Origin of the sequence: Streptomyces sp. NPDC127106, from assembly GCF_042677605.1 — a bacterium.
Classification (GTDB): Bacteria; Actinomycetota; Actinomycetes; order Streptomycetales; family Streptomycetaceae; genus Streptomyces.
Genome location: NZ_JBHXTC010000051.1, coordinates 18,360 through 29,069, shown reverse-complemented (window position 1 = coordinate 29,069; position 10,710 = coordinate 18,360). Strand labels below are relative to the sequence as shown.

Sequence of the window (10,710 nt, the reverse complement as noted above, 5' to 3'; positions counted from 1 at the left end):
CCGCCGCGCCCCCCCCGCGCGGGCGCGGGGCGGCGCGCGCCCGCCGCCCCGCCCCCCCGCCCCCCCCCCCCCCCCCCCGCCGCCCCCCCGCCCCCCCCCCCCCCCTTCCTGGCAACCGGAAAGGGCTGCGCTACGACGACGGGACGCGTCAGCGCGAGACCTTGCCGGCCTTGATGCACGAGGTGCAGGCGTTGAGGCGCTTCGGCGTCCCACTGACCACGGCACGGACGCGCTGGATGTTCGGGTTCCAGCGACGGGACGTACGGCGGTGCGAGTGCGAGATGTTGTTGCCGAAGCCCGGCCCCTTGCCGCAAACGTCGCAGTTGGCAGCCACAGGTCACTCCAAAGACTTCAGATGCACTTACAGTGAAATCCGGCGCACCGGATCAGAAATCTGAGTGGTTTGCCGGGGGAAAGCCCGACTCTCATCGGGCAACCGGAGCAGCATACAACGACTGCTCCCGTCCAAGAAAACTACCATGGCCGCCGCCGGGCCTGCCCCGCGGTCGCCGGGTCCCGGAGGCGCTTCGTTACCCTGCGGTGAACCCTGGCCCGCACAAGGAGGAACGCCCGGTGCCGCACGAGCCGCAGCCGCAGCCCCTCGACGAGCTCGACGCCGAAGCGGTGCGCACCTGGAGCTCGCTGGCCCTGGCCGCGCTGGACCGGGCCCGCGAGGACATCGACGCGATCAACGTCTACCCGGTCGCGGACGCGGACACCGGCACCAACCTCTACCTCACCGCCGAGTCGGCGGACCGCGCGCTGGACGCCGCCGGCGCCGCCGCCTCCCTCGGCCAGGCCGTACGGGCCTGGGCGCACGGCGCGCTCATAGGCGCCCGCGGCAACTCCGGGACCATCCTGGCCCAGCTGCTGCGCGGGGTCGCCGACGTCCTGGACGACGAACCCGCGGGCCGGGGACAGGACCGGCTGCTGGCCCAGGCGCTCACCCGGGCCGCGCAGGAGGCGTACGAGGCCGTCGCGCACCCCGTCGAGGGGACCATGCTGACCGTGGCCGCCGCAGCGGCGCGGGCCGCCGAAACCGCCGCGGAGGCCGCCGGAACGGCCGCCGGGAGCGTCGCCGACGTCGCCCGGGCCGCGTACGAGGGGGCCCGCGCGGCCCTCGCCGACACCCCCGGGCAGCTGGCCGAGCTGGGTCGGGCCGGGGTGGTCGACGCCGGGGGCTGCGGGCTGGTCGCCGTGCTCGGGGCCCTGTGGCAGGCGCTGTCCGGGCAGGAGCCGGCCGCGGAGGCGGTCCGCGGCCGGGCCGTGTCCGTACCGCAGCAGCAGCGTCCCTGCGACGCCCACGAGGAGCACGGCGGGCCCGCGTACGAGGTGGTGTACCTGCTGGAGGCCGCCCAGGAGGCGGTGGCGGCGCTCCGCGGGCGGCTCGACGGACTCGGCGACTCCCTCGTGGTGGTCGGCGGCGACCGGCTGTGGAACGTACACGTCCACGTCGATGACCCCGGCGCCGCCGTCGAGGCCGGCGTCGTCGCCGGACGGCCGCACCGGATCCGCATCACCCACTTCGGCGACGAGCGGCGCCGGGCGGCGCGCGGCGAGCGCGCCCAGCGGGCCGTGGTCGCCGTGGTCCCCGGTGAGGGCCTGGCCGGCCTGTGCGCGGAGGCCGGCGCGACCACCGTCCTCACTCCGCCCGGACGGGCCCCCGACCCCGGCGAGCTCGTCGACGCCGTCCGGCGCGCCCACGCCCGCGAGGTGGTGCTGCTGCCCGGCGGCGCCGACCAGCGCGCGGTCGCGGCCGCCGCGGCCGAGCGGGCCCGCGCCGAGGGAGTCCGGGTCGCGGTGATCCCCACCCGGTCCGCGGTCCAGGGCCTGGCAGCCCTTGCCGTGCACGACCCGGAGGCCACCTTCGACGAGGACGTCGTCGCCATGACCGCGGCCGCCGGGGCCACCCGCTACGCGGAACTCGCCGTCGCCGAACGGCAGTCCTTCACCTCCGCCGGGATCTGCCAGGCCGGCGACGTGCTCGGGCTGATCGACGGCGACGTCGCCGTCATCGGATCCGGCCTCGCCGACACCGCCGAGGCGGTCCTGGAGCGGATGCTCGGCTCGGGCGGCGAACTCGTCACCCTGGTCCTGGGCCCGGAGGCGCCGGACGCCCTCGCCGACCGGCTGGAGGCCTACGTCCAGCACGGCCACCTGGCCGTGGACACCGTCGTCTACCGGGGCGGCCGCCACTCGGCGCCCCTGCTGATCGGGGTCGAATAGCCCTCTTGTCGGCGCCATGGTGTGCAATGAACACGTGCCCGCGCTCGACGAAGACCTCAAGAAGACGCTCGGCCCCGCCACCGCCAAGGTGCTGGCCGAGCAGCTCGGCCTGCACACGGCCCTGGACCTGCTCCACCACTACCCGAGGCGGTACGCCGAGCGCGGCGAGCTGACCTCGCTGGACGGGCTCGTCGACCAGCTCGACGAGCACGTCACCGTCGTCGCCCAGGTCGCCGACGCCCGGGTCCACACCTTCAACGGCGGCCGCGGCAAGCGCCTGGAGGTGACCATCACCGACGGAAGCGGCCGGCTCCAGCTCGTGTTCTTCGGCGCGGGCGTGCACAAGCCGCACAAGGAGCTGCTGCCCGGCCGCCGCGCCATGTTCGCCGGCAAGGTCTCCCTGTTCAACCGCAAGCTCCAGCTGGCCCACCCCGCCTACGAGCCGCTCGGCGCCGACGCGGGCGAGTCCGACGCGGCGGCGGCCTTCGCGGGCAAGCTCATCCCGATCTACCCGGCCTGCAAGCAGCTGGAGTCCTGGAAGATCGCCAAAGCCGTCGACGCCGTCCTGCCGCGGGCGGGTGAGGCCGTGGACCCGCTGCCGCCGGCCCTGCGCGAGGGCCGCGGCCTGGTCCCGCTCCACGAGGCCCTGCTGAAGGTCCACCGGCCGGGCACCAAGGCCGACATCGAGGACGCCAGGCAGCGCCTGAAGTGGGACGAGGCCTTCGTCCTCCAGACCGCCCTGGCCCGCCGCCGGCACGCCGACTCCCAGTTGCCGGCCGTCCCCCGGCGCCCCGCCCCCGGCGGGCTGCTCGACACCTTCGACTCCAAGCTGCCCTTCACCCTCACCGAAGGCCAGCAGACCGTCTCCCGCGAGATCTTCGACGACCTGGCCACCGAACACCCCATGCACCGCCTCCTCCAGGGCGAGGTCGGCTCCGGGAAGACGCTGGTCGCGCTGCGGGCGATGCTCGCCGTCGTGGACAGCGGCGGGCAGGCCGCGATGCTCGCGCCCACCGAGGTCCTCGCCCAGCAGCACCACCGCTCGATCACCGAGATGATGGGCGAGCTCGCCGAGGGCGGGATGCTCGGCGGGTCCGAGCAGGGGACCAAGGTCGTCCTCCTCACCGGCTCGATGGGCGCGGCAGCCCGCCGGCAGGCCCTGCTCGACCTGGTCACGGGCGAGGCAGGCGTCGTCATCGGCACCCACGCCCTCATCGAGGACAAGGTGCAGTTCCACGACCTCGGCCTGGTCGTGGTCGACGAACAGCACCGCTTCGGCGTGGAGCAGCGCGACGCGCTGCGCTCCAAGGGCAAGCAACCGCCGCACCTGCTGGTGATGACCGCCACCCCGATCCCGCGCACGGTCGCGATGACCGTCTTCGGGGACCTGGAGACCTCCGTCCTCGACCAGCTGCCGGCGGGCCGCTCCCCGATCGCCACCCACGTCGTCCCCGCCAAGGACAAGCCGCACTTCCTCACCCGGGCCTGGGAGCGGGTCCGCGAGGAGGTCGAGGCAGGCCACCAGGCGTACGTGGTCTGCCCCCGCATCGGCGACGACGTCGACCAGGCCGACCAGCGCAAGAAGAAGCCGTCCCCCGAGGACGAGAGCGAGAAGCGGCCTCCGCTGGCCGTCCTGGAGATCGCCGAACAGCTGGCCCGCGGCCCGCTGGCCGGGCTGTCCGTCGAGGTGCTGCACGGCCGGATGGACCCCGCCGACAAGGACGACGCCATGCGGCGCTTCGCCGCCGGCGAGGTCCAGGTGCTGGTCGCCACCACCGTCATCGAGGTCGGCGTCAACGTCCCGAACTCCACCGTCATGGTGATCATGGACGCGGACCGGTTCGGCGTCTCCCAGCTCCACCAGCTCCGCGGCCGTGTCGGCCGCGGCTCCGCCCCCGGCCTGTGCCTGCTCGTCAGCGAGATGCACGAGGCGAGCCCCGCCCGGGCGCGGCTGGCCGCGGTCGCCGCCACGCTGGACGGCTTCGAGCTCTCCCGGATCGACCTCGAACAGCGCCGGGAGGGCGACGTCCTCGGCCAGGCCCAGTCGGGCGTGCGGTCCTCGCTGCGGATGCTGGCGGTCATCGAGGACGAGGAGGTCATCGCCCAGGCCCGCGAGGAGGCCACCCGCGTGGTCGCCGCCGACCCGGAGCTGGAGGGGCTCCCGGGCCTCAGGGGTGCCCTGGAGGCCCTGCTGGACGCCGAGCGCGAGCAGTACCTGGAGAAGGGCTGAGCAGCCCGGGCGAGGGCCGGGCGGAACCACCGGGAGGCACGGCATATCGTGGAGGCGCTGTGATCGCCGTAGTGAAGGACCCCAGATGACCCGCGTGATCGCCGGCACCGCCGGCGGGCGACGGCTGGCCGTGCCCCCCGGCACCGGCACCCGGCCGACCTCGGACCGGATGCGCGAAGGCCTGTTCTCCACCTGGGAGTCGCTGCACGGCGTCGAGGGGGCCCGGGTGCTCGACCTGTACGCCGGCTCCGGCGCCGTCGGCCTGGAGGCCCTCTCCCGCGGCGCGGTGCACGCCCTGCTCGTCGAAGCCGACGCCAAGGCCGCCAAGGTGATCCGGGAGAACATCAAGGCGCTCGGCCTGCCCGGCGCCGAGTTCCGGGCCGGCAAGGCGGAGCAGATCGTGGCCGCCCCCGCCGGCGGGGAGCCGTACGACGTGGTCTTTCTGGACCCGCCGTACGCCGTCGGCCACGGAGATCTTGGCGAGATCCTGCTCACACTCCGCGCCAACGGCTGGCTCACGGACGATGCGCTCGTCACCGTGGAGCGCGGCACGAGGAGCGGAGCGTTCCCTTGGCCGGAGGGATTCGAGCCGCTCCGCTCCCGCAAGTACGGCGAGGGCACCCTGTGGTACGGCCGCGCCGCCTTCACCAGCGAAGAGTCATGATGACCGCTCCGGAGAGCAAGGGGACCAAGTTGCGCCGCGCCGTCTGTCCGGGGTCCTTCGACCCCATCACCAACGGACACCTCGACATCATCGGCCGGGCCTCCCGGCTGTACGACGTCGTTCACGTCGCCGTCATGATCAACCAGTCCAAGAAGGGGCTGTTCACCGTCGAGGAGCGGATCGAGCTGATCCGCGAGGCGACCGCCGCCTACGGCAACGTCGAGGTCGAGTCCTTCCACGGACTGCTCGTCGACTTCTGCAAGCAGCGCGACATCCCCGCCATCGTCAAGGGGCTGCGCGCCGTCAGCGACTTCGACTACGAGCTGCAGATGGCGCAGATGAACATGGGGCTCTCGGGCGTCGAGACGCTGTTCGTGCCCACCAACCCCACGTACAGCTTCCTGTCCTCCTCCCTGGTCAAGGAGGTCGCGGCGTGGGGCGGCGACGTCTCCCACCTGCTGCCCCCGCACGTGCACGCGGCACTGACCGCCCGGCTCGCCGAGCGCTGACCGGCTGTCGGGACGTCGACCCGTGTCCGGCGCCGGCCCCGTGGGCTTACAGTCGACCCGTCCGTCTCGGGACCGCCCCGAGGCCGAGGAAGTGCGAGCCCCCATGGACGTGCAGAAGAAGCTCGACGAGATCGTCGCGGCCGTCGGCAGCGCCCGCTCCATGCCCATGTCGGCCTCCTGCGTGATCAACCGTGCCGAGCTGCTCGCCCTGCTCGACGAGGTGGGCCGGGCGCTCCCCGGCTCGCTGGCGCAGGCGCAGGAGCTCATCGGCGGCCGCAAGCAGCTGGTCGAGGAGGCCCGGCGCGAGGCGGAGCGGATCATCGAGTCCGCCCACCTCCAGCGCGGCATGCTGATCTCCGACACCGAGGTCGCGCGCCGCTCCCGGGAGGAGGCGGACCGGATCCTGGCCGAGGCGCACCGGGAGGCCGCGGAGATCCGCGCGCAGGCCGACGACTACGTCGACAGCAAGCTCGCGAACTTCGAGGTCGTCCTCACCAAGACCATCGGCTCGGTGGACCGCGGCCGCGAGAAGCTGCTGGGCCGCGGGCCTGGGCTGGACGAGCAGGGCTACCCGGACGCGGACGCCCCCGAGCCCAGCACCGACCCGGAGACCCAGCGCCGGCAGGCGGACGCCTACGTGGACACCAAGCTGGCCACCTTCGAGGCGGTGCTCACCAAGACCCTGGAGGCGGTCGGCCGCGGCCGGCAGAAGCTGTTGGGCGGGGAGCCCACGGATGACCTGGGCGCCCACGTCGCCGCGCAGGACGCCGTCGGCGTCCCGCAGTCCCGGTCGGTGAGCGACGCGGACTTCCTGGCGGGCCTGGCCGAGCCGGCGCAGCCCCTCCGGGCCCCGGCCCCCGTGATCCCGGCGCAGGCCGCTGCGGAACCCGCGTACGACGCCTACGGCTACGGGCAGCAGCCCGGCCCGCAGGACGGCTACCCCGCTGCCGGCAGCGGCTCCACCGGAGCGGCGTACGCCGCACCCTCCTACGGGGCGCCCTCCTACGGGGACCCGTACGGGTACGGCCAGCAGGCCCAGGCCCAGCCGGACCCGTACGCGGCGCTTTACGGCGGGCAGTCCGACCCGTACGCGGCCTACGGGCAGCAGGGGGCGGGGGCGGGACGCCCGCAGCAGGGCGCGCTCGACGAGACCAGTCTCTTCGACACGAGCATGATCAACCTGGACCAGCTGCGCGGGTACGAACAGGGCCGCTGAACCCGGATTGGGCTCACGGCGGAGCGGCGGGTATCCTGGCTGTTCGGTCGCGCGTATGCGTCGCGATCCATGCTGCCCTTGAGCGGCGGAATTCTTGATCTTCAGCGATCTGTGAAAGCAGGAACGGCCCTGAACACCCGCCTCGACCACCGCAACCCCCTCGTGTTCGACACGCACGAGCTGGGTCGGCGTCCTGGTGCCATGCAGCGGCTGTCCCGCGAGATCGCGGCGCCGGCGGACCTCGGTGTCGCCGGTGTCATCGGAGTGCCGGAAGGCGCTCCGCTGGAGCTCGAGCTCCGCCTGGAGTCGGTCATGGAAGGGGTGCTCGTCACAGGCACCGTCCGTGCATCGGCCGAGGGGGAGTGCGTAAGGTGTCTGGAGCCCGTCGATCGCGAGGTCGACGCGGACTTCCAGGAGATGTTCTCGTACCCTGACGCCGACGACCGGGGCCGCCCCAAGGCGGAGCCGGCCGACGACGCCGAGGACGACGAGGGCACGCTCTACCTTGAGGACGGCTTGTTCGACCTCGAACCCGTGCTGCGGGACGCGGTGGTGCTCGCACTGCCGCTGCAGCCGGTGTGCCGGGAGGACTGTCTCGGACTGTGCCCGCAGTGCGGGGCCAGCCTGAACGAGGACCCGGAGCACCACCACGACGCCGTCGACATCCGTTGGGCGGCTTTGCAGGAACTCGTCGTGACCGATCAGGACGGCGAGAAGGACAACATGAGCGGCACTGCATCTGACGACGTTCAGAGCGCCGCCGAGAAGCAGGAGAAGTAGCCGTGGCTGTTCCGAAGCGGAAGATGTCGCGCAGCAACACGCGCCACCGCCGGTCGCAGTGGAAGGCTGCGGTCCCCACCCTGGTTTCGTGCGAGCGTTGCCAGGAGCCGAAGCAGCAGCACATCGCGTGCCCGAGCTGCGGCACCTACAACAAGCGCCAGGTCCTCGAGGTCTGAGCGGCTGGTGAGAGGCGCAATGTCTGAGCTGTCCAACGCTGAAGAGCAGGCAGACAGTAAGAACGCGGCCTCGTCCCACACGCTTCTGGAAGGGCGGCTCGGGTATCGACTCGAGTCCGCCCTTCTGGTGCGTGCACTGACCCACCGCTCGTACGCGTACGAGAACGGCGGTCTGCCCACGAACGAGCGCCTGGAGTTCCTCGGGGACTCCGTCCTCGGCTTGGTGGTCACGGACACGCTGTACACCACCCACCCCGACCTGCCGGAAGGCCAGCTGGCCAAACTGCGGGCCGCGGTGGTCAACTCGCGTGCTCTGGCGGAAGTGGGGCGTGGCCTCGACCTCGGCTCCTTCATCCGGCTCGGCCGGGGCGAAGAGGGCACGGGCGGCCGGGACAAGGCCTCCATCCTCGCCGACACCCTCGAAGCGGTGATCGGCGCGGTCTACCTGGACAAGGGCCTCGACGCGGCCTCGGAGCTGGTGCACCGGCTCTTCGACCCGCTGATCGAGAAGTCCTCCAACCTCGGGGCCGGCCTGGACTGGAAGACCAGCCTCCAGGAGCTGACGGCCGCCGAAGGCCTTGGCGTGCCCGAGTACCTGGTCACCGAGACCGGTCCGGACCACGAGAAGACCTTCACTGCTGCCGCCCGCGTCGGTGGTGTCTCGTACGGCACCGGCACCGGCCGTAGCAAGAAGGAAGCGGAACAGCAGGCGGCGGAGTCCGCGTGGCGCGGCATCCGTGCCGCTGCGGACGAGCGGAAGGCCGCGGAAGCGGCGGCCTCCGACGGCGCACGGGCCAAGGCCGGGGAAGGCGGGTCGCCGACCCCCGCCGGTCCGGCGCCGAAGGCCTGACCCTTCCTTCCGATCCCCCGCGGATCCTCCCGCCCGCCCCTGCCGGAAACAGGGGCGGGCGGTTCTGCGTTTGACGGGGAGGACGCGGGGGGCGGGCGGCGGGCCGGTAGGCTCGCGGCGGAGTCCTGAACAGCCGTATCACACCGGAGGAACGCCGTGCCCGAGCTGCCCGAAGTCGAAGTGGTGCGGCGGGGCCTGGAACGCTGGGTGGCCGGGCGGACCGTCGACGCCGTCGAGGTGCTGCACCCGCGCGCCGTGCGCCGGCACCCGGCCGGCGGGGCCGACTTCGCGGCGCGACTGGCAGGCCAGACCATCGGCGTGCCGCAGCGGCGCGGGAAGTACCTGTGGCTGCCCCTGGAAGGGCGGGGGCTGTCCGTCCTCGGCCACCTCGGCATGAGCGGCCAGCTGCTGGTGCAGCCCGAGGACGCCCCCGACGAGAAGCACCTGCGCATCCGCGTCCGGTTCGGGGACGCCGCGGGCACCGAGCTCCGCTTCGTCGACCAGCGCACCTTCGGCGGGCTCTCGCTCCACGACACCACGACCGACGGCCTGCCCGACGTCATCGCGCACATCGCCCGGGACCCGCTGGACCCGCTCTTCGACGAGGCCGCCTACCACCGCGCGCTGCGGGCCAGGCGGACCACCGTCAAGCGGGCCCTGCTCGACCAGTCACTGATCAGCGGGGTCGGCAACATCTACGCCGACGAGGCGCTGTGGCGGTCCCGGCTGCACTACGAGCGCCCGACCGCCACCCTCACGCGCCCGCGGAGCACGGAACTCCTCGGCCACGTCCGCGACGTGATGAACGCGGCCCTCGCGGTCGGCGGCACCAGCTTCGACAGCCTCTACGTCAACGTGAACGGCGAGTCGGGCTACTTCGACCGCTCGCTCGACGCCTACGGCCGGGAGGACGAGCCCTGCCGTCGCTGCGGCACCCCGATGCGGCGCCGCCCCTGGATGAACAGGTCCAGCTACTTCTGCCCGCGCTGTCAGCGGCCGCCGCGCGTGGTGTCGTAGGACTCCCGGGCGGCCAGCACCTGCGGCATGCTGCCCTCCAGGAAGTGGATGAGGGAGAGCAGCCGGTCGGCCACCTCGATGCCGAGCGGGGTCAACTCGTAGTCGACGCGAGGCGGGTTGGTGGGCTGCGCCTCGCGGTGGACGATGCCGTCGCGCTCCAGCGCCTGGAGGGTCTGCGAGAGCATCTTCTCGCTGACGCCGTCCACCTTGCGCCGCAGCTCGTTGAAACGGCAGGAGCCGTCGCGCAGGGCGCCCACCGTGAGGCTGCCCCAGCGGCCGGTGACGTGCTCCAGGGTCTCCCGGGACGGGCAGGCCCGGGCGAAGGCGTCGAACGGCAGTGCTGTCGTCTCCATGCGGGCAGCTTAGCCGCGCACAGTGCTGCCGGACAGGTTGCGCTGTCGTCCGGTAAGTGTCCGACCGTGCCCCGGCGGCCGGCTCAGTAGCCGAAGTCCTGGGTCCACCAGGGGCCGCCGGCGGCGACGTGCACGCCGACGCCGAGGGTGCGGAACTCGCAGTTGAGGATGTTGGCCTTGTGGCCGGGGCTGTTCATCCACGCGTTCATCGCGGCCTGGGCGTCGCCCTGGCCGCGGGCTATGTTCTCGCCGCCGAGCCCGGAAAGCCCCGCGTTCTTGGCCCGGTCCCACGGTGTGTTGCCGTCCGGGTCGATGTGGTCGAAGAAGCCTCGGACGGCCATGTCCTTGCTGAAGGCCCCGGCCAGCGCCGCCAGTGGCGGGTTCGCCCGCACCGGACCGCAGCCGGCCTGCGCGCGCACCTGGTTGACCAGGGCCACCACCGCGGCCTCGTCGGCGGAGTGGCCGGCGTCGGGCGTGGGGGCGGAGGTGGGCGCGGGGGCGGCTGGCGGCTTGGGAGCGGCCGGCTTGGGAGCGGCGGGCTTCGGGGCTACGGGTCGAGGGGCGGCCGACGCAGGGGCGGGCGCCCCGGGGGGGGGCCTGGGGGGGGGGGGGGGGGTGTTGAACCGGGCCGCGGGCGGGGGCGCGGGGGGAGGGGGGGGCGCGGGGAGTTTAAACAAAAAGAGACAGCC

Annotated in this window: 12 protein-coding genes; 9 read left to right on the top strand and 3 right to left on the bottom strand. The window is 73.2% G+C overall.

The window, feature by feature from the left end:
* Positions 1-148: 148 nt before the first annotated feature.
* Entirely contained in the window at positions 149-334 is a 186-nt protein-coding gene (rpmB, locus tag ACFVGY_RS30130; protein WP_064070327.1) for a 50S ribosomal protein L28, read from the bottom strand.
* A 239-nt stretch (positions 335-573) separates the two neighbouring features.
* Between rpmB and ACFVGY_RS30125 the strand changes: the two genes are divergently transcribed.
* The 9 genes from ACFVGY_RS30125 (at position 574) to mutM (ending at position 9,668) form a co-directional block, all read left to right on the top strand.
* Positions 574-2,226, top strand: a complete 1,653-nt coding sequence (locus ACFVGY_RS30125) for a DAK2 domain-containing protein (RefSeq protein ID WP_385683125.1) — start codon at positions 574-576, stop codon at positions 2,224-2,226.
* Between the two features lie 16 nt (positions 2,227-2,242).
* Positions 2,243-4,456, top strand: coding sequence for an ATP-dependent DNA helicase RecG (gene recG, locus ACFVGY_RS30120; protein ID WP_385683122.1), 2,214 nt, complete (start codon positions 2,243-2,245; stop codon positions 4,454-4,456).
* A gap of 85 nt (positions 4,457-4,541) precedes the next feature.
* On the top strand, positions 4,542-5,120 hold the full coding sequence (rsmD, locus tag ACFVGY_RS30115) for a 16S rRNA (guanine(966)-N(2))-methyltransferase RsmD (RefSeq protein WP_385683119.1): 579 nt from the start codon (positions 4,542-4,544) through the stop codon (positions 5,118-5,120).
* Between the two features lie 29 nt (positions 5,121-5,149).
* Complete coding sequence (gene coaD, locus ACFVGY_RS30110) at positions 5,150-5,629, top strand: pantetheine-phosphate adenylyltransferase (RefSeq protein WP_385683175.1); 480 nt, start codon at positions 5,150-5,152, stop codon at positions 5,627-5,629.
* Between the two features lie 103 nt (positions 5,630-5,732).
* Entirely contained in the window at positions 5,733-6,845 is a 1,113-nt protein-coding gene (locus ACFVGY_RS30105; protein WP_385683117.1) for a cell division initiation protein, read from the top strand.
* A gap of 69 nt (positions 6,846-6,914) precedes the next feature.
* Complete coding sequence (locus tag ACFVGY_RS30100; RefSeq protein ID WP_385683114.1) at positions 6,915-7,625, top strand: YceD family protein; 711 nt, start codon at positions 6,915-6,917, stop codon at positions 7,623-7,625.
* A 2-nt stretch (positions 7,626-7,627) separates the two neighbouring features.
* Positions 7,628-7,801, top strand: a complete 174-nt coding sequence (gene rpmF / locus ACFVGY_RS30095; protein WP_026165248.1) for a 50S ribosomal protein L32 — start codon at positions 7,628-7,630, stop codon at positions 7,799-7,801.
* A 19-nt stretch (positions 7,802-7,820) separates the two neighbouring features.
* A complete protein-coding gene (gene rnc / locus ACFVGY_RS30090) occupies positions 7,821-8,651 on the top strand; it encodes a ribonuclease III (protein WP_385683111.1) in 831 nt (276 codons plus the stop codon).
* A 156-nt stretch (positions 8,652-8,807) separates the two neighbouring features.
* Complete coding sequence (gene mutM / locus ACFVGY_RS30085) at positions 8,808-9,668, top strand: bifunctional DNA-formamidopyrimidine glycosylase/DNA-(apurinic or apyrimidinic site) lyase (RefSeq protein WP_385683108.1); 861 nt, start codon at positions 8,808-8,810, stop codon at positions 9,666-9,668.
* Here the strand turns inward: mutM and ACFVGY_RS30080 are convergent.
* Positions 9,641-10,021 (bottom strand): winged helix-turn-helix transcriptional regulator, encoded by a 381-nt coding sequence (locus tag ACFVGY_RS30080; protein WP_385683105.1) that lies wholly within the window; start codon positions 10,019-10,021, stop codon positions 9,641-9,643. The genes mutM and ACFVGY_RS30080 overlap by 28 nt on opposite strands.
* 83 nt (positions 10,022-10,104) lie before the next feature.
* Positions 10,105-10,461 (bottom strand): CAP domain-containing protein, encoded by a 357-nt coding sequence (locus tag ACFVGY_RS30075; protein ID WP_385683102.1) that lies wholly within the window; start codon positions 10,459-10,461, stop codon positions 10,105-10,107.
* Positions 10,462-10,710: the final 249 nt, after the last annotated feature.

Bases quoted from the DNA above. Each gene is read 5' to 3' on its own strand.
- ACFVGY_RS30105 (WP_385683117.1), top strand. From the start codon at position 5,733: ATGGACGTGCAGAAGAAGCTCGACGAGATCGTCGCGGCCGTCGGCAGC.
- ACFVGY_RS30080 (WP_385683105.1), bottom strand. From the start codon at position 10,021: ATGGAGACGACAGCACTGCCGTTCGACGCCTTCGCCCGGGCCTGCCCG.
- ACFVGY_RS30100 (WP_385683114.1), top strand. From the start codon at position 6,915: ATGCTGCCCTTGAGCGGCGGAATTCTTGATCTTCAGCGATCTGTGAAA.
- rsmD (WP_385683119.1), top strand. From the start codon at position 4,542: ATGACCCGCGTGATCGCCGGCACCGCCGGCGGGCGACGGCTGGCCGTG.
- recG (WP_385683122.1), top strand. From the start codon at position 2,243: ATGGTGTGCAATGAACACGTGCCCGCGCTCGACGAAGACCTCAAGAAG.
- rnc (WP_385683111.1), top strand. From the start codon at position 7,821: ATGTCTGAGCTGTCCAACGCTGAAGAGCAGGCAGACAGTAAGAACGCG.